20 protein-coding genes are annotated in these 21,049 nt (G+C 70.2%); 10 read left to right on the forward strand and 10 right to left on the reverse strand.

The window, feature by feature from the left end; all coding sequences use genetic code 11:
- Positions 1-355: 355 nt before the first annotated feature.
- Positions 356-799, reverse strand: a complete 444-nt coding sequence (locus ACIRF9_RS24410) for a hypothetical protein (protein ID WP_403825943.1) — start codon at positions 797-799, stop codon at positions 356-358.
- A gap of 681 nt (positions 800-1,480) precedes the next feature.
- The gene (locus ACIRF9_RS24415; protein ID WP_403825946.1) at positions 1,481-1,882 is read right to left on the reverse strand and encodes a hypothetical protein; all 402 of its coding nucleotides are present in this window, start codon (positions 1,880-1,882) and stop codon (positions 1,481-1,483) included.
- Positions 1,883-2,261: 379 nt separating this feature from the next.
- Between ACIRF9_RS24415 and ACIRF9_RS24420 the strand changes: the two genes are divergently transcribed.
- Positions 2,262-3,458 (forward strand): pyridoxal phosphate-dependent aminotransferase, encoded by a 1,197-nt coding sequence (locus tag ACIRF9_RS24420; RefSeq protein WP_403825948.1) that lies wholly within the window; start codon positions 2,262-2,264, stop codon positions 3,456-3,458.
- A gap of 71 nt (positions 3,459-3,529) precedes the next feature.
- Here ACIRF9_RS24420 and ACIRF9_RS24425 read toward each other — a convergent pair whose 3' ends face one another.
- Together ACIRF9_RS24425 and clpB are read right to left on the reverse strand one after the other, a co-directional pair.
- Positions 3,530-4,066 carry a YbjN domain-containing protein gene (locus ACIRF9_RS24425; protein WP_403825950.1) on the reverse strand — a complete coding sequence of 179 codons (537 nt, stop codon included), beginning with the start codon at positions 4,064-4,066 and terminating at the stop codon, positions 3,530-3,532.
- Positions 4,067-4,191: 125 nt separating this feature from the next.
- Positions 4,192-6,843 carry an ATP-dependent chaperone ClpB gene (clpB, locus tag ACIRF9_RS24430; RefSeq protein WP_403825953.1) on the reverse strand — a complete coding sequence of 884 codons (2,652 nt, stop codon included), beginning with the start codon at positions 6,841-6,843 and terminating at the stop codon, positions 4,192-4,194.
- A 129-nt stretch (positions 6,844-6,972) separates the two neighbouring features.
- Here clpB and ACIRF9_RS24435 point away from each other — a divergent pair, with 129 nt between their 5' ends.
- Positions 6,973-7,377, forward strand: coding sequence for a pyridoxamine 5'-phosphate oxidase family protein (locus ACIRF9_RS24435; RefSeq protein ID WP_403825956.1), 405 nt, complete (start codon positions 6,973-6,975; stop codon positions 7,375-7,377).
- A 167-nt stretch (positions 7,378-7,544) separates the two neighbouring features.
- Here the strand turns inward: ACIRF9_RS24435 and ACIRF9_RS24440 are convergent, their stop codons facing one another.
- Complete coding sequence (locus ACIRF9_RS24440) at positions 7,545-7,883, reverse strand: hypothetical protein (protein WP_403825958.1); 339 nt, start codon at positions 7,881-7,883, stop codon at positions 7,545-7,547.
- 6 nt (positions 7,884-7,889) lie between these two features.
- A complete protein-coding gene (locus tag ACIRF9_RS24445; RefSeq protein WP_403825961.1) occupies positions 7,890-8,075 on the reverse strand; it encodes a hypothetical protein in 186 nt (61 codons plus the stop codon).
- Between the two features lie 104 nt (positions 8,076-8,179).
- Here ACIRF9_RS24445 and ACIRF9_RS24450 point away from each other — a divergent pair, with 104 nt between their 5' ends.
- From ACIRF9_RS24450 to ACIRF9_RS24460, 3 genes are read left to right on the forward strand one after another with little or no spacing between them, the layout of a single operon-like run.
- Complete coding sequence (locus ACIRF9_RS24450) at positions 8,180-9,196, forward strand: helix-turn-helix transcriptional regulator (protein ID WP_403825963.1); 1,017 nt, start codon at positions 8,180-8,182, stop codon at positions 9,194-9,196.
- A gap of 27 nt (positions 9,197-9,223) precedes the next feature.
- Complete coding sequence (locus ACIRF9_RS24455) at positions 9,224-10,219, forward strand: helix-turn-helix transcriptional regulator (RefSeq protein WP_403825966.1); 996 nt, start codon at positions 9,224-9,226, stop codon at positions 10,217-10,219.
- The gene (locus ACIRF9_RS24460; protein WP_403825969.1) at positions 10,216-11,277 is read left to right on the forward strand and encodes a LuxR C-terminal-related transcriptional regulator; all 1,062 of its coding nucleotides are present in this window, start codon (positions 10,216-10,218) and stop codon (positions 11,275-11,277) included. The genes ACIRF9_RS24455 and ACIRF9_RS24460 overlap by 4 nt, the downstream gene beginning before the upstream one ends.
- Here ACIRF9_RS24460 and ACIRF9_RS24465 read toward each other — a convergent pair.
- A complete protein-coding gene (locus ACIRF9_RS24465; protein WP_403825972.1) occupies positions 11,168-12,271 on the reverse strand; it encodes a LuxR C-terminal-related transcriptional regulator in 1,104 nt (367 codons plus the stop codon). The two genes, ACIRF9_RS24460 and ACIRF9_RS24465, sit on opposite strands and share 110 nt — an antisense overlap.
- Positions 12,272-12,624: 353 nt before the next feature.
- On the opposite strand from ACIRF9_RS24465, the gene ACIRF9_RS24470 reads away from it, so the two are divergent.
- Genes ACIRF9_RS24470 through ACIRF9_RS24485 form a run of 4 tightly spaced genes read left to right on the forward strand, consistent with a single transcriptional unit; the run spans position 12,625 to position 16,550 of the window.
- Positions 12,625-14,172 carry a circularly permuted type 2 ATP-grasp protein gene (locus tag ACIRF9_RS24470; RefSeq protein ID WP_403825975.1) on the forward strand — a complete coding sequence of 516 codons (1,548 nt, stop codon included), beginning with the start codon at positions 12,625-12,627 and terminating at the stop codon, positions 14,170-14,172.
- Positions 14,169-15,101 carry an alpha-E domain-containing protein gene (locus ACIRF9_RS24475; RefSeq protein ID WP_403825978.1) on the forward strand — a complete coding sequence of 311 codons (933 nt, stop codon included), beginning with the start codon at positions 14,169-14,171 and terminating at the stop codon, positions 15,099-15,101. Before ACIRF9_RS24470 ends, ACIRF9_RS24475 begins: the two co-directional genes overlap by 4 nt.
- 5 nt (positions 15,102-15,106) lie before the next feature.
- Complete coding sequence (locus tag ACIRF9_RS24480; RefSeq protein ID WP_403825980.1) at positions 15,107-15,949, forward strand: transglutaminase N-terminal domain-containing protein; 843 nt, start codon at positions 15,107-15,109, stop codon at positions 15,947-15,949.
- A gap of 43 nt (positions 15,950-15,992) precedes the next feature.
- Entirely contained in the window at positions 15,993-16,550 is a 558-nt protein-coding gene (locus ACIRF9_RS24485) for a hypothetical protein (RefSeq protein WP_403825982.1), read from the forward strand.
- A gap of 2 nt (positions 16,551-16,552) precedes the next feature.
- Here the strand turns inward: ACIRF9_RS24485 and ACIRF9_RS24490 are convergent, their stop codons facing one another.
- Positions 16,553-17,662, reverse strand: coding sequence for a sugar ABC transporter substrate-binding protein (locus ACIRF9_RS24490; protein ID WP_403825985.1), 1,110 nt, complete (start codon positions 17,660-17,662; stop codon positions 16,553-16,555).
- A gap of 319 nt (positions 17,663-17,981) precedes the next feature.
- On the opposite strand from ACIRF9_RS24490, the gene ACIRF9_RS24495 reads away from it, so the two are divergent.
- Complete coding sequence (locus tag ACIRF9_RS24495; protein ID WP_403825987.1) at positions 17,982-19,685, forward strand: PA14 domain-containing protein; 1,704 nt, start codon at positions 17,982-17,984, stop codon at positions 19,683-19,685.
- 18 nt (positions 19,686-19,703) lie between these two features.
- On the opposite strand, the gene ACIRF9_RS24500 is transcribed toward ACIRF9_RS24495, so the two are convergent.
- Together ACIRF9_RS24500 and ACIRF9_RS24505 are read right to left on the reverse strand one after the other, a co-directional pair.
- Complete coding sequence (locus ACIRF9_RS24500) at positions 19,704-20,351, reverse strand: Uma2 family endonuclease (RefSeq protein WP_403825990.1); 648 nt, start codon at positions 20,349-20,351, stop codon at positions 19,704-19,706.
- A gap of 103 nt (positions 20,352-20,454) precedes the next feature.
- Positions 20,455-20,826 (reverse strand): ATP-binding protein, encoded by a 372-nt coding sequence (locus tag ACIRF9_RS24505; protein ID WP_403825992.1) that lies wholly within the window; start codon positions 20,824-20,826, stop codon positions 20,455-20,457.
- Positions 20,827-21,049 lie beyond the last annotated feature (223 nt).

Consider the following 21,049-nt stretch of genomic DNA (forward strand, 5'->3'; position numbering starts at 1 on the left):
CCGGGAGATCGGCCCCGGCCGGCCCGGTCCGGGAAGGACGTCCGCACGGGACGTCCGTGGGGGTCCGAGGGGCTGCGTTGGTGATTTAGAGGGAATCATGAACTGTGGCGACGCCACAGCGTTTTTACCCAACTTCGTGGGGTTTCCATCCCTCGGGGGGCTCCACAGCTCAACTGTTCAACCAGTCGCGCGCCGGGCGGCCCGGCCGTGCCCCCGTGCGCCCCACATGAAAAAGGCGGCAGCGGGTACACGCCACCGCCCGCCGTTGTGTGGTGCGACCGCGGGGGCGCCCTGGTCAGGGGCGGGCCCCGCGGTCCGGATGCGGCTCCCCCTGGGGGAGCTCAGCTGCCCCGTGTCAGCTGCCTCCGCCGCATCCGCCGCCTCCGCCCCCACAGGACGAGCCGCCGCCGCAGGACGACGAGCTGCCGCAGGAGGACGAGGAGCTGCCGCAGGAGGACGAGGAACCGCTCCCGCACGAGTGACCACCCGAATGGCCGCCGGAGTCACCCGAGTGGTGGCCCGAGTGCCCGGAGTGTCCGGAGTGCCCGGAGGACGCCCCGCCGTCCCCGCCGAGGACCCACCAGCTCGCCGCGGCCGCGTCGGCCGAGCTGCTCGAACCGCTCGAGCTGCTGGAGTGGGGGCGGCTGTACACGTGGCCGCCACCGCTGCCGGCCCGGCCGCCGCCGTACGACCGCACCGAAGGGCCGTACACGTGCCGCCGGCTCCTCCGGCGGGCCCGGGCGACGAGAGCCGCCACGAACAGCACTCCGACCACCGTCAGGACGATGCCGAGAACCATGGCGTCACCCTCCTTCCGAATCCCCCGAAGCGACCCCCCGTGGGCGCCTCGCGCAACACCCGAGCGTTGCGTGAACGGGGGATGCCCGCCCGTCTCAGCAGCCAAAGCACACTTGAGGAAGTTCAGAGGGTTCTCGCAGTGCAATGTCCCCTGACCTGCGCAGAAGGGCAGTTCAGGGGCCATCCGTGGGTCACTGGGCCGTCTGTGGGCCGTGATCTTCCTGGGAGACGCGCTGAAACACCGTGCCGATGGCGCGACGGGCACGCTCGCGGCTGTCGGGCATCAGGTGGGGCGTACACCCGCAGCGTGAGCCTCGGGTCGGCGGGTCCCATGTACTCGCTGACGGCCTTGATGTTCTCGCCCGCGTCCAGCAACGCGGAGGCGTAGAAGTGCCTCAGGGCGTACATGCCGTGCTCGCGCGCTGACTCGTACTTGCCGTCCTCGTCCGCTTCCGGGATCAGGCCTGCGACCGCGAGAGCGGGCTTCCACTGGAAGTCTTGCCGCGGGGGCTTCCGGCGGTGCCTCCCCGCCTCCCGCCGCGCAGGATCGCGCGCGGGCCGGTCGGCTCTTCGGTGGCCATGGCGGCTGTAGCACCCGCAGTGTTGCAGCTCCTCGCCGCGTCGTCGGCAAGCGTTGAGGAGACCACCCTCGCCCGCGCGGGGGTGGTCCGGGCCCCCTGCACTAGTTGCAATAGGCGATGTCGACGCTTCCGTCGTGGTTGTCGTCGTAGCCGATATCAGCGATGTTGTCGCGTGATGTCCAGCCATAGGTTGAGGTTCCGGCGACCCGGACGTACACCCACTCGTGCTTGGTGGACGGGTTGTACTGGATGCACCGGTAATAGAGGAGCGTCCCCTTTGAGACCGAGGCGACGTTGTCGCACACCGAGTAGTAGTTGTTCTTGAGGTTGAGGTCGAATATCGCTGTTCCAGCCCCCTCGCCGTTTGAACTGGGGATCCAGTAGGCACACGCAGCTGAGGCCGACGACGTGGTGGCCATGGAGACACCGAAAATCATCAGCCCGGTGGTCAGGACTGACACGAGCAGCCGCGTCAGGCGGTGATGTGAAACATTGCTCAACACGCAGGTCCCCTCTCATTCACAAAGGTGGCAGGAGGGTATGTGCGGCGGCTCGGCTGTCGCGTCCCGCAACGGGTGGAACTCCGTGCAACTTCCGTGGTAGTGGTTGCTACAACTTCCGTGGTACACGTCGGCACGTCGGGAGCTCCGGGTGGTGGCGCGCGCACGCTCAGCGGAAACGAAGAGACCACCCCCGCGCGGGGGCAGGGTGGTCTCTTGGATTTCCCGATTCAGAAGGTCAGCGTCCACAGCCTCCCCACACCAAGAGCCGCATTGACCTGTTGCCGACCACTCTGCCCCTGCTCAGAGGCGGTACACCTGCCCGCGCCCGAGGTGCCAAACCCCGGACGTAAGTTGAGGAAGTCCAGAGCTTCGGCGCAGGATGACCGGCATGACCTCCAGCGCACGCCCGTTCCTCAACCGCCGGCTCGCCGAGTTCGGGACGACGATCTTCGCCGAGATGTCCGCCCTGGCGGTGCGGACCGGATCCATCAATCTCGGGCAGGGCTTCCCGGACACGGACGGGCCGGAGGAGGTCCGTGAGGCGGCCGTGCGCGCGCTGCGGGACGGCCGCGGCAACCAGTACCCGCCGGGGCCCGGCGTCCCCGAGCTGCGCACGGCGATCACCGCGCACCAGGCCCGCCGCTACGGCCTCGCCTTCGACCCCGACACCGAGGTCCTGGTGACCGCCGGCGCCACGGAGGCCATCGCGGCCACCCTGCTGGCCCTGCTGGAGCCCGGCGACGAGGTGGTGGCCCTGGAGCCGTACTACGACTCCTACGCGGCCTGCGTCGCCATGGCGGGCGCCACGCGCGTGCCGGTCACCCTGCGCCCCGACCCCGAGCACGCCCGCTTCCGCCTCGATCTGGACGAGCTGCGCGACGCCGTCACGGACCGCACCCGGCTGCTGCTGATCAACACCCCGCACAACCCGACCGGGACCGTCCTCACCCGCGAGGAGCTGACCGCGATCGCCGAGCTGGCGGTGGAGCGGGACCTGCTGGTCGTGACGGACGAGGTGTACGAGCACCTGGTCTTCGACGAGGCCGAGCACGTGCCGCTGGCGACCCTGCCGGGGATGCGGGAGCGGACGGTGACGATCGGCTCGGCCGGCAAGACATTCTCGTTCACCGGCTGGAAGGTCGGCTGGATCACCGCGCCGCCCGGCCTGGTCGCGGCGGTGCGCTCGGCGAAGCAGTTCCTGACGTACGTGTCGTCGGGCCCGTTCCAGTACGCGGTCGCGGAGGCCCTCGCGCTCCCCGACAGCTACTTCGACGCCTTCCGCGCGGACATGCTGGCCAAGCGGGACCTGCTGGCGGCGGGCCTCGCGGAGGCGGGCTTCTCCGTCTTCCGTCCCGCCGGCACCTACTTCATCACCACCGACATCCGCCCCCTCGGCGAGAGCGACGGCTTCGCCTTCTGCCGGTCCCTGCCCGAGCGCGCGGGCGTGGTGGCCATCCCCAACGCGGTCTTCTACGACCACCGGGAGGCCGGCGCCCCGTTCGTACGGTTCGCGTTCTGCAAGCAGGCGAGCGTGCTGGAGGAGGCGGCGACCCGTCTGAAGGCGCTGGCGGGCTGAGCGCGACGAGTGAGGCGCCCGTCCACAGGCTGTGGACGGGCGCCTCTTTGACGAAAGGCCGGTCGTACGACCTACTCGTCGCCCTCTTCGGGCTTGTCCTCCGCGTCGTTGACCTCGGATTCGAGGCCCAGCTGCTCCACCAGCCACTTGTCGAACTCGATGGCCGCACGCACCCAGCTCACCGTCGAGGAGACGAACAGCTCGATGTTCACCCCGGCGCCGATCAGCAGCTGCGCCTCGCCGATGAGGCGGACGGTGCCGTCGTCGTGGGTGTGCGTGTAGACCTTGGGCCACAGGGTGCGCCGGTTCCAGTCGTCGATCGCCTCAAGCAGCTGCTGCTTGTCGTCGATCTTGTGGGGCCGGTCGTAGAACGTCCGCACCGAGTAGACCGCCTGGTCACCCTCGCCACGGAACATGAAGTACGTACGGAATTCCTCCCACGGCGCCGCGAGGTCACCCTCGTCGTCGACGACGTACTTCAGCTCCATCTGGTCGAGGAGCTGCTTCACCAGGTCCTGATCCGGGACGACGGGGCCCGCCGGTCCACCCTGGGGCTGCGGCTCGGGCTGGCCCCCGAAGTTCGGAATCGAGGACGGGTCGATGCTCACCGTGATTTTCCCTTCGTACGGATCCCGCCATCCTCCCCCATGCGGGGAGGGGGGTGGCAAGCCCCGCCCCCCAGGGTTCACCTCCGCTTGGCGTAATTCCGCTGAGAGCGTTCGGCAGGTCCGCGCTACAGCGTCTTGCCGGTCGCCGGGCCCACGATCAGCCCGCCCGCCCGTCGCCCGCCACCACCCTCGACGGAGTCGCTGCGCGACGCCCCCTCTGATCCGAAGGCGTCCACGCGGACCGTGTCGCCGTCCTTGACCTCGCCGGCCAGGATCTCCTTGGCGAGGCGGTCGCCGATGGCCGTCTGGACGAGGCGGCGCAGCGGGCGGGCGCCGTACGCCGGGTCGTTGCCCTCGTCGGCGAGCCAGGCCAGGGCCGCGTCGGTGACCTCCAGGGTGAGGCGCCGCTCCGCCAGGCGCTTGGCGAGGCGGTCGATCTGGAGGCGGGCGATCCGGCCGAGCTCGTCCTTGTTCAGGGCCGAGAAGACGACCAGGTCGTCGAGCCGGTTGAGGAACTCCGGCTTGAAGGACGCCCGGACCACCTCCAGGACCTGCTCCTTCTTCTCCGCCTCGGTGGCGACGGGGTCGACCAGGAACTGGCTGCCCAGGTTCGACGTCAGCACCAGGATGGCGTTGCGGAAGTCGACCGTGCGGCCCTGGCCGTCGGTGAGCCGCCCGTCGTCCAGGACCTGGAGGAGGACGTCGAAGACCTCGGGGTGGGCCTTCTCCACCTCGTCCAGGAGGACCACGCTGTACGGGCGCCTGCGCACGGCCTCGGTGAGCTGCCCGCCCTCCTCGTAGCCGACGTAACCGGGGGGCGCGCCGACCAGGCGGGCGACGCTGTGCTTCTCGCCGTACTCCGACATGTCGATGCGGATCATGGCCCGCTCGTCGTCGAAGAGGAAGTCGGCGAGGGCCTTGGCCAGCTCGGTCTTGCCGACGCCGGTCGGGCCGAGGAAGAGGAACGAGCCGGTCGGGCGGTCGGGGTCGGCGATGCCGGCCCGGGCGCGCCGTACGGCGTCGGAGACGGCCTGGACCGCCTCCGTCTGGCCGATGAGGCGGCGGCCCAGCTCCTGCTCCATCCGGAGCAGTTTCTGCGTCTCGCCCTCCAGCAGGCGGCCGGCCGGGATGCCGGTCCAGGAGGCGACGACGTCGGCGATGTCGTCCGAGCCGACCTCCTCCTTGACCATGGTGCCCTTGGAGGCCTCCTCCTCGGCCTCGGAGGCGGCCTCCAGGTCGCGCTCCAGGGCCGGGATCTCGCCGTACAGCAGCTTGCTGGCGGTGTCGAAGTCGCCGTCGCGCTGGGCGCGCTCGGCCTGGCCGCGCAGGTCGTCGAGCTTCTCCTTCAGCTCGCCGACGCGGTTGAGGGACTGCTTCTCCTTCTCCCAGCGGGCGGTGAGGCCGCGCAGCTCCTCCTCCTTGTCGGCGAGGTCGCGGCGCAGCTTCTCCAGCCGCTCGCGCGAGGCGGCGTCGGTCTCCTTGCTGAGGGCCAGCTCCTCCATCTTCAGCCGGTCCACGGACCGCTGGAGCTCGTCGATCTCGACGGGCGAGGAGTCGATCTCCATGCGGAGGCGGGAGGCGGCCTCGTCGACGAGGTCGATGGCCTTGTCGGGCAGGAAGCGGGAGGTGATGTACCGGTCGGAGAGGGTCGCGGCGGCCACCAGGGCGCTGTCGGCGATCTGCACCTTGTGGTGGGCCTCGTAGCGGCCCTTCAGACCGCGCAGGATCGCGATGGTGTCCTCGACCGTCGGCTCCGCGACCAGCACCTGCTGGAAGCGGCGCTCCAGCGCGGGGTCCTTCTCGATCCGCTCCCGGTACTCGTCGAGCGTGGTGGCGCCGACCATGCGCAGCTCACCGCGGGCCAGCATGGGCTTGAGCATGTTGCCGGCGTCCATCGCCGAGTCGCCGCCGGCTCCCGCGCCGACGACCGTGTGCAGTTCGTCGATGAAGGTGATGATCTGCCCGTCGGAGTCCTTGATCTCGGCGAGGACGGTCTTCAGCCGCTCCTCGAACTCACCCCGGTACTTGGCCCCGGCGACCATCGCGCCCAGGTCGAGCGCGACGAGCCGCTTGTCCTTGAGGGACTCCGGTACGTCGCCCTTCACGATGCGCTGGGCGAGCCCCTCGACGACGGCGGTCTTGCCGACGCCGGGCTCACCGATGAGGACGGGGTTGTTCTTCGTGCGGCGGCTGAGCACCTGGACGACCCGGCGGATCTCCTGGTCCCGTCCGATGACGGGGTCGAGCTTGCCGTCGCGCGCGGCGGCGGTGAAGTCGGTGCCGAACTTCTCCAGGGCCTTGTACTGCCCCTCGGGGTCGGCGGTGGTCACCCGGCGTCCGCCGCGGGCCTTCTGGAAGGCGTCCTGCAGCTTCTTCGCGGTGGCCCCCTGCCGGTCCAGCACCTCGCCGGCCGCCCCGCCCTTGGCGGCGATGCCGATCAGCAGGTGCTCGGTGGAGAGGAACTCGTCGCCGAGGTCACGGGCGCGCTCCTGCGCGTCGGTGATGACGGTGAGCAGCTCGCGGTTGGGCTGCGGGGGCGCGACGGTGGAGCCGGTCACGCTGGGCAGACCGGCGAGCACCTTCTCGGCGCCCGCGCGCACGGCGGCCTGGTCGGCGTCCACGGCTGCGAGAAGGTCGACGATGTTCTCGTTGTCCTGCCCCTGGAGCAGCGCGAGCAGCAGGTGGGCGGGGGTGAGGTCGGGGTGTCCTCCGGACACGGCCCGGTTACTGGCCGCGTTGATCGCGTCCCGACTCCGGTTGGTCAGCTCGGCGTCCACGTTCGCTGTCTCCTCCTTGCATCAGCCGTCTCCCGTGCCTGACTCAGTCAGCGTACACAAAGTTGAGTCTATTCCGCTCAAGGTCGACGCAAAGAGCTTCAGCTTCGTCAGGCGCTAGATTCCGGGTTCATGACCACCGATCTCCAGGGACTCGACGCCGGGTACCTCGCCTTCTGGCGCGAACGGCATCTGTGCACGCTGACCACCCCCCGCCCGGACGGCAGCCCGCATGTGGTGCCCGTCGGGGTGACGTACGACCCGGAGCGCCGGCTCGCCCGGGTCGTCGCGGACAAGGCGAGCACGAAGGTGCGCAACATCCTGGCGGCGGGTCCGGAGGGTGCCCGGGTCGCGGTCTGCCAGGTGGACGGCCGCCGCTGGGCCACGCTGGAGGGCCGGGCACACGTCCGTACGGAACCGGACCGGATCGCGGAGGCGGAACGGCGTTACGCGGAGCGGTACGGCAGGACACCGCGGGTGAACCCGACCCGGGTGGTCGTCGAGATCGAGGTGACACGTGCGATGGGCCACGGCTGACCCAAACCCCTCCCCTGATCCGCTCCGGCGTTTTCCAGCCACCACGCAAGCGGTCCGATACCCGGAAATGTCCCCAGAAACTGCAGCGGCGTCACCGTGTTCAGGTCACGGTGACGCCGCTGCGGGGGGAAGCACCTGAGGCGATCTGTTACGACGGGGGAATCGCGTCAGGCACTGCGGGGGGTGGCTGAGATGGTTCGCGGGGCGGCCTGGGGTGCCTGCTCCGCCAACTGATGGTCACGCTGGTCCAGATTCACGAAGATCATTCCGTACCGGATCGCGCACCGGACGGGCTGCGGCGCCCCCCGGGGCCGCCGCAGACACCGATAGGCCCGTACGTCGTCCTCCTCGTCCCGCGTGACGACCACCGGTTCTCCGAACACGGTCACCATCAACGAGTCACCGCTGTGGGGGATGGCGGTGACCAGGTCGATGAAGTGCCAGCCGGAGCGGTAGGCGGTGGCCATCTCGCGGCGGAAGGAGCGGTCGTCGGGTGGCGTGGTCATCGCGAATCAGTCCCAGACCGTGTCGTCCAGCCGGACAGGCAGTTCCACGCCGACCGCGGCAACCTGTGTACTCCGAGCGCCGCCCTGCTGCGTGCTGTCGCTCTTCGCACCGGAGAGGCCGGCCAACGTACCGAAGGCCACAACGGCGGAGAAGGCGGCGACAAGCACCGAGCGAAGCAATCTGTTACGCATAGTCGGCTTCGTCCTCACTTGAAGGTCCCCTCTTCCCCCGTCGACTAAGACGATGGCTCATTCGGGCACGTCATGGCCACACGATCGGTGCATCATGTTCCTGCATGTTCAGGACCCTGGGGGGTGGAGATTTGACGACAAATGGGACTAATGCGACACATCCCCATGCGTTGGCTGATCTGTGTGAGGAAGGAAGCCGACTCTATGCTGCCTCCCTTCGCGCGGGCCGCATCGCGCGGGCAGAGGTGGACAGCGCCCCCTGCCTGAGGGAGTTCGGCCTGCTCCAGCCCGACCCGGACGACCCGAACTGGCTGCGCCCTGTCCCCCCTTCCGTGGCCCTCGGACGGCGTCTGCACCCCCTGGAACGCGAGATCAGCGAGCGCAGGCGGACCTCCGTCGCGCTGGCCGACCTCTTCGAGCCGTTCATGGCCCTCAGCGCCCAGGAGACCGCCCCCACCAACTCCATCACCGTGCTGGAAGGCCTCGACCGGATCAACGCGGCGCTCGACCTGGCCACCGCACAGTGCCAGAACGAGACGCTCACCGTGCAGCCGAGCAGCCGGGCGGCCCGCCCCGAACAGCGCCTCATAGAAGGCCTCGAACGGGACAAGCCACTGATCGAGCGCGGGGTGCGGATCCGCACCCTGTACCAGCACACGGCCCGCTACAGCCCGGACCGGCTGGCCTACGTGGACCAGTTCGCCAATGCCAAGGTGGAGTACCGCACCATCGACGAACTCGTGGAGCGGCTCATCATCTGCGACGAGACGGTGGCGTTCATCCCGGTCCGCGACGACCGCCAGGTCGCCCTGGAGATCCGCCACCCCGGAATGGTCCGCTACCTCATCAAGGTGTTCGAGTTCATGTGGAACAGGGCGGTGCCGCTGAACGCCGGAGCGCCGTACGAGACCGCCCCGGACGGCCTCACCGACATCCAGCACTCCATCGCCAAACTCCTCGTCGAGGGCCACGTCGACGAGGCCATCGCCCGCCGCCTGGGGATGAACGTACGCACCTGCCGCGCCCACATCGCCAAGCTGGCCACGGCCCTGGGCAGCGGCAGCCGGGCCCAGCTCGGCTACCTCATAGCGCAGTCGGGAATGCTGGACCGGGGCGAGTGAGGTGACGAGCCGACGAAGAGGGCACGGGTGACGAGCGAGGTGCACCACCACGCCGAGGAGCTGTGCGAGCCGGGTCTGCGTCTCTACGCCCGCGCCCTGCGCGACAGCCGGGTGACGCGGTCCGAGGCCGAGGAGACGCCCTGTCTGCTCGACGGTGGACTGCTGCGGCCGGACACCGACGACCCGGCCCTGCTGGAACCCGTACCGCCCGTCGTCGCCCTGCACCGCAGACTGCGGTCCTTCGGGGACCGCGTCGCGGAGGAACGGCGGTACACGGCACGGCTGGTGGAGACGTTCGAGCCGCTCCTGCGCATCCCCCACGCCCGCGCGGCCGAACCGGAGTCGCCCGCCATCCGGGTCCTGAGCGGGCCGGCCCCCATCAACGACGCCATCACCTCGGCGATGGCCGAGGCACGCCACGAGATGCTGTGCATCCAGCCCCACACCGCTCACACCAACCGACCGCCGACCGTGCACCACCTGCCCATGGAACGCGACCAGGCGTTCCTGGACCGCGGCGGCCGGATCCGCACGCTCTACCAGCACACCCTGCGGCACGCGCCGACCGTCACGGCACGCTACGAGCAGATCCGCGGCGACGTCGAGGCCCGCACCCTCGACGAGGTCACCGAACGGCTCATCCTGCTCGACCGCACCGTCGCCTTCGTCCCCGCCAACAAGGACCGCACCCTCGCCCTCGAAGTACGCCACCCCGCGCTCACCCGGTACTTCGCCACCACCTTCGACCGCCTCTGGCACCTCGCCACCCCCATGCACCCCGAGGCCGTCCGCCCGCCCACCCTGAACGGCGTCACCCCCCGCCAACGGGCCATCGCCACCCTCCTCGTCGAGGGGTACACCGACGCCGTCGTCGCCGACCGCCTCGGCATGAACATCCGCACCGCCCGCGTCCACATCGCCAAACTCGCCGCCACCCTCGGCAGCGAGAGCCGCGCCCAGCTCGGCTACCTCATCGCACGCTCAGGAATCCTCGAACAGGAACAGGAAAGGGACCCGACGTGAAAGCGCCGCCGCACCCCCACCACGGCGTGGCAGAACTCTGCACCGAGGGGTCGCTGCTCTACGAACGCGCCCTGCGCGAGGGCCGACTCGCGGCCGGCGACGCCGGCTCCGCCCCCTGTCTGCTCGAACTGGGCCTCCTCCACCCGGCCGTCGACGACCTCGACCATCTGGAGCCCGTCGCCCCCGCGGTCGCCCTGCACCGCCAGCTGCACGCCACCGCGGCCCGGATCGCCGACGAACGGCGCCGCGAGGAACGGCTGACCGCGCTGTTCGAACCCCTCATGCGCCTCACCGGCAGCCGCACCGCCCCCACGGAGTCCGCCGCCCTGCGCGTCCTCAGCGGCAACGAGCGCATCAACCAGGCCATCACCGAGGCCATGGACGAGGCGCGCCAGGAACTCCTCTGCGTCCAGCCCAGAAGCGGATTCGACAGCGACCGGGCCGTCGCCTCCCTGACGATCGCCCTCCAGCGCGACCAGGCCCTGCTCGACCGGGGCTGCCGTATCCGCACCCTCTACCAGCACACGACCCGGCACATCCAGGGCATCATCGGCTACCACGAGATGCTGAACGGCGACGCCGAGGCGCGCGGCCTCGACGAGGTCACCGACCGCCTCATCGTCGTCGACCGCGCCGTCGCCTTCCTCCCCGCCAACGAGGACGGCACCCTCGCCCTCGAGGTCCGCCAGCCCGCCCTGATCGCCTATCTGGCCACGGCCTTCGACCGCTTCTGGCGCCTGGCCACCCCCATGTACCCCCAGGCCGTCCAACGCCCCTCGCTCAACGGCGTCACCCCCCGCCAACGGGCCATCGCCACCCTCCTCGTGGAGGGGCACACCGACGCCGTCATCGCCGCGCGCCTCGGCATGAACATCCGCACCGCCCGCGTCCACATCGCCAAACTCGCCGCCACCCTCGGCAGCGAGAGCCGCGCCCAGCTCGGCTACCTCATCGGCCGGTCGGGGATCCTTGACCAGGAAGAGCACCCGGAACCGCCGCACCGGGAACAGCGGCACCGGGACCAGGGCCCGCCACCGCGTCCGGCACCGGAACGCTGAGCTCGCTCGCGTCCACCGGCCCGTCCAGCCCCACCTGCGCGATCCGCACCCCCAGCTGGGTGCGGCTCGCCGCGCCCAGGGTCTCCGAGAGGCGGGCGATGTGGGCGCGGCAGGTGCGCACGCTGATGCCGAGGCGTTCGGCGATGACCGCGTCCTGGTGGCCCTCCGCCAGCAGCGCGGCGATGGACTGCTCGCGGTGGGAGATGCCCTCGATGCGGGTGTCGGGCAGCGGGGCGGTGAGCGGGATGGCGAGCCGCCACAGGCGCTCGAAGACCGTGACCAGATAGGCGATCAGGGCGGGGTGGCGCAGCTCCAGGGCCATCGTGCGGTCGGCGTTCGCCGGGATGAAGGCCACCTTGCGGTCGAACAGGATCAGCCGGTCGATGACCTCGTCCAGGGTGCGGGCCTCCACCGCGTCGCCCATCAGCTCCAGGTAGTTCAGCAGGCCCTGGCCGTGCCGGGCCACATGGTTGTACAGGTCGCGCATCCGCACGCCCCGGCCGCGCAGCTCCAGTGCCCGGTGCAGGCCCTCCGACAGTTCGTGCTCGCGCCGGATGCCGCCCGGCTGCACCGTCAGCACCTCGGTCGTGCACGCCTCGGTCGCCTGGTCCAGGGCCGCCTGGATCCGGGAGGCGCCGTCCAGGACCCGGATCGCCGCGCCCTCGCCGGCCGGCCCGCCCGGTGCCGGGCCGCCCAGACCGGCGTACCACTCGAAGGCGGCGACGGCCGAGCCCATCCGCCGCTCGCTCGCCCTGACCTCGTCGTGGAGGCCGCGCAGCAGCCGGGTCATGACCTCCTGCGGGGAGGTCGGCACCAGCCAGTCCATGTCGTCGGGGTCGGGGTGGAGCAGGGCCAGCTCCAGCAGACACGGAACCGGCTCGGCGTCGCCGCGCGGCACCCGCCCCCGCCGTACGGCCCGGGAATACACGCGATCCCCGGCCCCGCACAGTCGGTCAGCACCGTGAGGATGCTCCTCCGCCCCGTGCCCGGCCATCGCCCATCCCACCCCCGCTTGACGCCTCTCCGCTCGGCTCTTCCGCAGCGCAACTATGCGCGGACGGGACCGGCTCCGCAACACGCCTCCCCCGGCCACGGCAGCGGAAAACCACTCATATAACCGAGTTTCTCCCGGCCTCCGCCCCTCGCACTGCAACAAGCTGATGGTGGTGCGCGCGCGTAGACAGGGGCATCGTTGATTCCACTTCCCCCCGGGTGCTTGCCACCCGGGACGGTCCGGCCGGGCAACGGGGGAGTTCGGCCGGACCCGGGAACACCTTCCGGACGCGTGTGCGCTCCCGGAAACCGCCGAGTGATCGTCGTGTTACGTCCCGCACTTAACGTCAGGCCATGGCGGACATATTTGACGCATACGCGTTGGCCGATGCGTGGGACGAGATGTTCGAGCGGCCGGGTGAGGTCAGGACCGCCTATGAGCCGGTACTGGCGGCGCTCCAGCCGATCGAACCAGGTGAACTGCGGTTCCGGGCCGACCAGATGGCCCGTGCCTTCACCGACCGTGGCGTGACCTACGCCTTCGCGGGCGAGGAGCGGCCCTGGCCGCTGGACCTCGTGCCCAGGATCCTCGACGCCGTCGAGTGGGATTTCATACAACGCGGCGTCGGTCAGCGGGTCAGGGCCCTGGAGGCCTACCTCGCCGACGCCTACGGGCCCTGCCGCGCCTTCGAGGACGGTGTCGTCCCCTGGCGGCTGCTGCTGAGCTCCGCGCACTTCCACCGCGCGGCGCACGGGGTGGAGCCGCCGAACGGGGTGCGCATCCACGTCGCCGGCATCGACCTGGTGCGGGACGAGGCCGGGGACTTCCGGGTCCTGGAGGACAACGTACGGGTGCCCAGCGGCGTCTCGTACGTCATCGAGAACCGGCGGGCCATGACCCGGGTGTTCCCGTCCCTCTTCGACGGGCAGCACGTCGTCCCCGTCGACGGCTACGCCGCCCGCCTGCTGGCCTCGCTGCGGGCCGCCGCACCCGAGCGGACCGCCGATCCCCGGGTCGTCGTCCTCACCCCGGGCCCCAGCAACGCCGCGTACTTCGAACACGCGCTGCTGGCCCGGCTGATGGGCGTGCAACTGGTGGAGGGGCACGACCTGGTCTGCCGCAACAACCGGGTGTGGATGCGCACCACCCGCGGCGAGGTCCCCGTCCACGTCGTCTACCGGCGGCTCGACGACGACTTCCTCGACCCCCTCCACTTCCGCCCCGACTCGGTCATCGGCTGCCCGGGCATCATGAGCGCGGCCGTGGCCGGAAACGTCACCCTCGCCAACGCCGTCGGCAACGGCATCGCCGACGACAAGCTGCTCTACACCTACGTCCCGGACCTGATCCGGTACTACCTCGGTGAGGAACCGATTCTCCCCAACGTGGAGTCGTACCGCCCCGACGAGCCGGGCCAGCTCGAGGCCGTCCTCGACCAGATCGACCGGCTCGTCATCAAGCCGGTCGACGGCGCGGGCGGACAGGGCATCGTCATCGGCCCGAAGGCCGACGCGAAGACCTTGGAGAAGACCCGCAAGGCCGTCGCCGCCGACCCGCGCGGCTTCATCGCGCAGCGGCCCGTCGCCCTGTCCACCTCCCCCACCCTCGCGGGCGAACGCATGGCGCCCCGCCACATCGACCTGCGCCCGTTCGCCGTCAACGACGGCAACGACATCTGGGTGCTGCCCGGCGGCCTGACCCGCGTGGCCCTCCAGGAGGGCAACCTCATCGTCAACTCCAGCCAGGGCGGCGGCTCCAAGGACACCTGGGTGCTCGCCGAGGGCCCGGTCGAGGGCCCCTCCCGCATCTTTGACGACGGCACGCTCCCGTCCGTCGTCCCCCGCCAGCTCGGCCCCGACGGGACCCCCACCGGCGTACAGGAAGGGGCGCAGCAGCAGTGAACGACGTGATCCTCTCCCGCATAGCGGAGGCGCTGACCTGGACCGGCCGCTATGTCGAACGGGCCGACGCCACCGCGCGCATCCTCGATGCCTACCTCCACCGCATGCTGGAGGACCCCTGGCGCGACGAGGACGCGGCCTGCCGGTCGCTGTACGCGATCCTCGGCATGGACGCGGGCCGCGAACCGGTCGACATGCAGCAGGTCCTCGACCAGCTGGCGTTCGACGCCCGCTCGACGGGCTCGATCGAGGGGGCGCTGGGCGCCGCCCGGCTCAACGCCCGCAGCGCCCGTGAGGCCGTCTCCTCGGCCATGTGGGAATGCCTGAACGCCACCTGGCACGCCCTCGCCGACCAGCGCCGCGCGGCCCGCCGCACGGGCCCCTACGCCTATCTGGAGCTGGTCCGCAGCCGCGCCGCGCTCTTCTTCGGCCTCGCCGACTCCACGATGAGCCGGGACGACTCCTGGCGGTTCGTCGTCCTGGGCCGCAGCCTGGAGCGGGTGGACATGACCGTACGGCTGCTGTCGGTGCGCGTCCTGGACGCCGCCCACGCGCCGGACTGGCCGACGCTGCTGAGCGCGTCCGGCGCCGACGAGGCGTTCGCGCGGGTCTACGGCGGCTTCGGGGACACCCCGCGCGTGGCCGAGTTCCTGCTCCTGGACCGGGACTTCCCGCGCTCGGCGCTGCACGCGCTGACCACGGCGGAGGAGTGCCTGTCCGCCCTGGGCCGCCCCCGCCAGGACCCGGCCCGCCGCCCCATCGGCCGGCTGCGCACCCGTCTGGAGTACCTCGACACCCATGCCCTCGAGGACCAGCTCCCGCTGCTCCTGAGGGACCTGCAGACCGCCTGCATGGCCTCGGCGGAGGCGGTCGCCGAGCGGTTCTTCCCGTACCAGGGGCCCGTCGTGTGGGCCCAGGAAGGAGCGTGAGCGCGATGACCCGCAGGCTCCGCATCCGTCACACGACCCGTGTCTCCTACGCACAGGCGGCGGTCTCCTCGCACAACGAGGTCCGCATGACTCCCCTCACCCTGCCGGGCCAGACGACCCTGGACTCCCGGGTGACCATCCGCCCGGCGGCCACCACCTGGTCGTACTGGGACTACTGGGGCACCCAGGTCACCGCCTTCGAGCTGATGGACCCGCACGCCGACCTCACCATCACGGCCTCCAGCCTGGTCGAGACGGCCCCGCCGGACGAGCCGGTGCCGGCCCTCGCCTGGCCGGAGATCGCCGAGCGCGTCGCCACCTCACGTCTGCTGGAGTTCGCGGGCCCCACGGTCCGTACGACGGTCCCGCCGAAGCTGGTGAAGAAGGCCCGCAAGGCCGTGGCCGGGCTCGACCCGCACGAGACGGCGGTCGCCGTGTCCTCGCTGGTCGCCGACCGGGTCGCCTACCTCCCCGGCGCCACCGGCGTGAACACCTCGGCCGCCGAGGCCTGGGAGCAGGGCGCCGGCGTCTGCCAGGACATCGCGCACCTCACGATCGCGCTGCTGCGGGGCCTGGGCCTGCCCACCCGCTATGTCTCCGGCTATCTCCACCCGGAGCGGGAGGCGGAGCTGCACCGCCCGGTGGCCGGGCAGAGCCATGCCTGGATCGAGTACTGGGCGGGCGACTGGCACGGCTACGACCCCACCAACCGGACCCGCGCCGACGAGTCCCACGTCGTGGTCGGCCGTGGGCGCGACTACGACGACGTCACCCCGCACAAGGGCATCTACCGGGGCGTGGCCGGCGGCCCGCCGGAGGTGACGGTGGAGTTCACGCGGGTGGCGTGACGGGGTCTCCCCATTGCGGGGCGGCGGCCGGACAATCCCGGGTATGGGGAAGACGCGTGGGCTCACGACAGCCGTACTGGCCGCCGTACTGCTGGGCGCGGCGGGCTGCGGAGGCGGCGAGGGAAAGGATTCCGCCCCTTCGGCCTCCGCCACCGCCACGCAGGCCCCCTCCCGCCCCCACAAGGACGGCCATCTCACCTTCACGCTGCTCTCGCTGCGCTGCGGCCTGAACGCGGTCTCCGGCTCGCACAGCGAGGCGCAGCCGGAGGGGCGGTTCTGCTGGGCGCGGCTGCGGGTCGACAACAAGGACCCGGAGTTCCACACGTACGTCGCGAAGCGGCAGCGGCTCGCGGGCGTGTCCGGCCGCCCGGGGCAGCCGGACAGCTTCGCCATGGCCGTACGCCGCCAGCACGACACCGTGGAGATCGGCGGGCACGACCTGATCGAGGTCGAGCTCTGGTACGACGTCCCGCGGGACGCGAAGGTCACGGGCCTGCGCGTGTCGGGCGACCGGGACCGGGCGGGCTACATGAACACCAGCCCGGTGCCGTACGCACCGGACGGGGTGCTCATCACGATGAAGCCGCTCGTCGGCTGGTAGCCCTACTTCAGGCCGATGGCGTTGCAGGCCTGCTTGTACTTGGCGGTGCAGATGTCGGACACCTTGTAGATGCCGTCCGCGATGACGGTCTTCTCGATGTTGGACTTGGTCAGCGCGACCACGGTCACCAGCTTGGCCGGGATGTCCTTCTTCGTGGGGCTGTCGATCTTGTCGCGGGTGAGCGCCTCGAACTGCAGCTCACGGCCCTGGACCTTGGCGACCGCGGCCTCGGCGGCGGCCTCGGCCTCACCCGGGTACGGCTTGTAGACGGTCATGTACTGCTCGCCGCTGACGATCCGCTGCACGGCCGACAGCTCGGCGTCCTGGCCGGTGATCGGCGGCAGGTTGCTGCTGCTGACGCCCGCGGCCTCCAGGGCCTTGATGATGCCGCCGGCCATGGCGTCGTTCGCGGAGTAGACGGCCGCGATGTTGTCCTTGCCGATCTTCTCGATCGCCTTGGCCATGTGCTGCTGGGCGATGGTCGGCTTCCAGCCGTCGGTGTCGTAGGTCGCGGCGATGGTCACACGGCCGTTGAGCTCGTTCATCGCCCCTGCCTTGAACTGGGCGGCGTTCGGGTCGGTGGGCGAGCCGTTGATCATGACGATCTGGTCGGAGGTGTCGGCCGCGCCGAGCGCCTCGGTGATGGCACGGCCCTGCACCTCGCCGACGAGCTCGTTGTCGAAGGAGACGTACGCGTCGATCGGGCCCTCGGCGAGACGGTCGTAGGCGATGACCGGGATGCCCGCCTCCTTGGCCTTCTCGACCATGGGCGCGATCTTGTGGGAGTCGACGGCGTCGAGCAGGATGCAGTCGACCTTCTCGTCGATCATCTTCTGCATCTGGGTGTTCTGCTTCTTGACGCTCGACGCGGCGTTGGCGTACTCCGTCTTGCCCTTGTTGTTCGTCAGGGACGCGATCTTTTCCTTGATGATCGGGTAGTCGAACTCCGCGTACCGGGTGTTGGTGGTCTCCGGCATCAGCACACCGATGGTGATGTCGTTGGTCCGGGTCGGTGTCGTGTCGCTGCTGTCCTCCGAAGCCCCGAGCACACCGCATCCGGCGAGCGAGAGGGACATCGTGGAGGCAACCACAGCTATGGCGATACGACGCATTCGGGGGCTCACTTCAGGTGCGTTCGGTGCAATCCGGACATGGGGGCGGCATGCTGACCCAGGTGTCTGAAAAGCCAACGCGGCCGCGGCCACCGGAGTCAAGCCGGTCCACTTAACGAAGTAACAACATCACACTCCGCTCAGCGAGTGAAGACGCATGGAGACGAAGCGAAGAGGGTACGGAACACCCTTTACGGACTCTCCTCAAAGAGGGCTTCCCCTACGGGCAAAGACCCGTACAACCAACACGAGTTCTCGCGAGTCGTGATCACGACAGGCTGCCCCCGCACACGCCTGCCCTTCCCGACCAGAGGATCGAATGAAGCCAGCCAGACTCGCGACGGCCGTGGTGCTCGCCACGACCGGCGGTCTTCTCACCGCCGCCACCGCCGCACCCGCCTCGGCCGCGACCAGTTGCACCTCTCCGGTGTACAAGCGTCAATTCTTCGCGAACACCGCCTTTTCGGGCACCCCGAAGAAGACCGACTGCGACGCGACGATCAGCGAGAACTGGGGCACCAGGGCCCCGGCCTCCGGTCTGCCCACCAACGACTTCGGCGTCCGCTGGACGGTGACCCGCGACTTCGGCTCGGGCGGCCCCTTCGCCCTCTCGGTCTCCGCCCAGGACGGCGTACGCGTCTACGTCGACGGCGTCCGCAAGATCAGCGTCTGGAAGAACGTCTCCTCGACGGTCACCAAGACCCTGAACCTGGCGATCCCCCAGGGCAGACACACGGTCCGCGTGGACTACGTGAACTGGACCGGCGGTGCCAACGTCAAGTTCACCTACGCGCCCCGTACCGCGGCGACGGTCGACACGGTGAAGCCGCTCACCCCGACGGGCCTCGCGGTCGCCTACGACACCGCGACCGGCCTGGCGAAGCTCAGCTGGGCGAAGAACAAGGAGATGGACCTCGCCGGCTACCGGGTCTACCGGCGCCCCGCCGACGGCACCTCCTGGACGCGGCTGGTCTCCACCGCCTCCACCACGTACACCGACAACACCCTCCCGGTGACCGGCTCGGCCTACGCCTACGAGCTGCGCGCCTACGACACGGCGGGCAACGAGTCGGCGGGCACCGCCGTCAGGACGGTCACCACAGCCGACCGGACCGCCCCCGCCGCGCCCGCCCTCGGCCCCACCGCCAGCAAGCCGGAGGGGCTCCAGTTCGCCTGGAGCGAGGTCGCGGGAGCGACGTCGTACCGCGTGTACCGGGCGGCGAGCCTGAGCGGCACCTACATCCCGATCGGCACCACCGACCAGACCTCGTACCTGGACTCCACCGCCGTGGAGGGCGCCTACTACTACTACCGCGTGACCGCGCTGGACGCGGCGGGCAACGAGTCCGCGCGGTCCACCGCCGTGGTCGGCAGGCTCCGGGACGTGACCCCGCCGTCCGCCGTCACCGGGGTGACGGTCACTCCCACCGAGTACGGCTTCGAGGTGCACTGGGACGCCAACCCGACGGCGGACCTGGAGAGTTACACGGTCCGCCGGGGTGAGCTCTGGGGCGACGAGGGGGAGGAGCAGGTGTGCTCCCTGTACCCGGGCTACTCCGTGCCGGCCGGCACCACCTCCTACGCGTACGTCACCCTCCCCGAGGGTGAGGAGTCCTGCTTCATCGTCGACGCCCTCGACGACGCCGGGAACTCGTCGTTCGCATGGACCGGTGAGGCGCAGATCGTGATCGCCACCGAGCTCGACATGACGCCGAGCGTGGCCACACCCGACGGGTCGCCGCTGACCCTCACTGCGGAGGCGACCGAGGGCGACGAGGGCAACCGGCTGACCTGGCAGGGGCTCGCCGACTCGGCTCCGGAACAGGCCGGCGGCTACCGCGTCCACCGCTGGAACCCGCAGACCTCCGCCTACGAGACGATCGCCGAACTCCCCAGCGGAGCCCTGGAGTACTTCGACACCGGCGTGCCGCGCGGAACCACGTCCTTCTACTGGGTCACCGCGGTGGCCGAGGACGGTTCCGAGTCCCTGCCGGCGGCCGACTCGGCGGTCACCGCGCCGTAGCGGACGGCGGTTTGCCCGTCAGCCCCGCTTCGGGCCCGTGATCGCCTCGCCGATCACGAAGCCCTTGACGGGGCCTTCGGGGATGGTGACTTCGGTGCCGTAGGGGACGCGGTGGATGTCGTCCCAGTCGGCCTTGTCGGGACGGGGGCCGGTGAAGAGGGTGACAGCGCCCTGGCCGTCGCAGTCGTCGATGAGGACGTAGGCGGGGATACCGGCACGGGCGTATTCGCGACGCTTGCGCATGCGGTCTCGGTCCTGGTTGCTCTTGCCGGGGGAGACGACTTCGACGATCAGCGCGACTGCGGAAGCCTTGATCCCTAGGCCGTCCTCATCCTCGGCCAGCTCGGCGTCCCGAGGTGCCACGAGCCCGTCCGGAATCCATACCCTCCGTGAGTGGAGCACGTTCGTGTCGTTCCAAGCGCCGTACTCGCCGTCCTTCAGAAAGATCACCAGGGCATCCCTGAGGCGGTTGACGACTTGGGAATGTGCAAAGCGACCGGTGGGCGACACCTCGATGGCTCCCTCGATGATCTCAGCGCGGTAGCCCTCGGGGAGTTCCATGGCCTTCCACAGCTGCCACAGGCCCTCATCCGGGTCGGATACGTTCAAGAATTCAGCCTGAGCCTCGGGCATGATCTCGGGCCTCTCGTGTGCGAGAGCGGTCACGGCGGCACCTCCTCCTCAAGTGTGGGCTGGGTGTGCTCGGGGCACAAGCAACGCGATCACGGTAAGTACGGCAATACGGCTGACCAGGGGAACTACCTCCAGTTCACCCGTTCGAGCGAGCCCAGCTCGAACCACACGCCCTTAGCGAACCGCCCCGCTCTCCCGTCCGCGACCCCCCACACATCCGCCATCTCCTCGGGTCCGGACTCTCGTCGAAGACGCTGACCCGGAGCCGGGCCGGGCTCAGCCGGATGCGGAGCATGGCGGTGCCCTTGGCGTGCAGGTGCACGTTCGTGACGAGCTCCGAGGTACACAGGGCGGCCGGCATGCCCAGGGGTTCCCGGTCGTGCGTGAAGAGGGCGGCGCGGACGAAGTCCCGGCAGCCCCGGGGCGAGGTCGCGTCCGCCAGGGTGAACAGGCTGTATTCGTGAGCGAGTTGAGCGGAGCGGTGGGCGGCACGACGGGCTGGGTTCATAGGAGGCGGCTCCTTTGCGCGCCAACACGCGGACAGCTAGGGCACATCGAAGCCGGTCGAACTTCGGTCCTCACCGAGCGGTTGCTCAGAGGATCCCTATGTCGAGGCGTTGATCGCCATGTCCGAGTCCAGCGGCAAAGGCTGGTGGCGTGCATACAGGAAGCACATGGGGCCCGATGCCCTGAATCTGGCCGAGCTCGAATCAGAGGCCGCGACAGCCCGC

It is taken from the genome of Streptomyces sp. NPDC096132 (assembly GCF_044763345.1).
In the GTDB taxonomy this organism is placed as follows: Bacteria; Actinomycetota; Actinomycetes; order Streptomycetales; family Streptomycetaceae; genus Streptomyces.

What these genes read in the sequence shown, in the direction of transcription:
- ACIRF9_RS24505 (WP_403825992.1), bottom strand. Translation starts at nt 20,826, where the DNA reads ATGAACCCAGCCCGTCGTGCCGCCCACCGCTCCGCTCAACTCGCTCAC.
- ACIRF9_RS24450 (WP_403825963.1), top strand. Translation starts at nt 8,180, where the DNA reads ATGTTCAGGACCCTGGGGGGTGGAGATTTGACGACAAATGGGACTAAT.
- ACIRF9_RS24465 (WP_403825972.1), bottom strand. Translation starts at nt 12,271, where the DNA reads ATGGCCGGGCACGGGGCGGAGGAGCATCCTCACGGTGCTGACCGACTG.
- ACIRF9_RS24485 (WP_403825982.1), top strand. Translation starts at nt 15,993, where the DNA reads ATGGGGAAGACGCGTGGGCTCACGACAGCCGTACTGGCCGCCGTACTG.
- ACIRF9_RS24445 (WP_403825961.1), bottom strand. Translation starts at nt 8,075, where the DNA reads ATGCGTAACAGATTGCTTCGCTCGGTGCTTGTCGCCGCCTTCTCCGCC.
- ACIRF9_RS24495 (WP_403825987.1), top strand. Translation starts at nt 17,982, where the DNA reads ATGAAGCCAGCCAGACTCGCGACGGCCGTGGTGCTCGCCACGACCGGC.
- ACIRF9_RS24470 (WP_403825975.1), top strand. Translation starts at nt 12,625, where the DNA reads ATGGCGGACATATTTGACGCATACGCGTTGGCCGATGCGTGGGACGAG.
- ACIRF9_RS24480 (WP_403825980.1), top strand. Translation starts at nt 15,107, where the DNA reads ATGACCCGCAGGCTCCGCATCCGTCACACGACCCGTGTCTCCTACGCA.
- ACIRF9_RS24490 (WP_403825985.1), bottom strand. Translation starts at nt 17,662, where the DNA reads ATGCGTCGTATCGCCATAGCTGTGGTTGCCTCCACGATGTCCCTCTCG.
- ACIRF9_RS24435 (WP_403825956.1), top strand. Translation starts at nt 6,973, where the DNA reads ATGACCACCGATCTCCAGGGACTCGACGCCGGGTACCTCGCCTTCTGG.
- ACIRF9_RS24440 (WP_403825958.1), bottom strand. Translation starts at nt 7,883, where the DNA reads ATGACCACGCCACCCGACGACCGCTCCTTCCGCCGCGAGATGGCCACC.
- ACIRF9_RS24420 (WP_403825948.1), top strand. Translation starts at nt 2,262, where the DNA reads ATGACCGGCATGACCTCCAGCGCACGCCCGTTCCTCAACCGCCGGCTC.
- ACIRF9_RS24410 (WP_403825943.1), bottom strand. Translation starts at nt 799, where the DNA reads ATGGTTCTCGGCATCGTCCTGACGGTGGTCGGAGTGCTGTTCGTGGCG.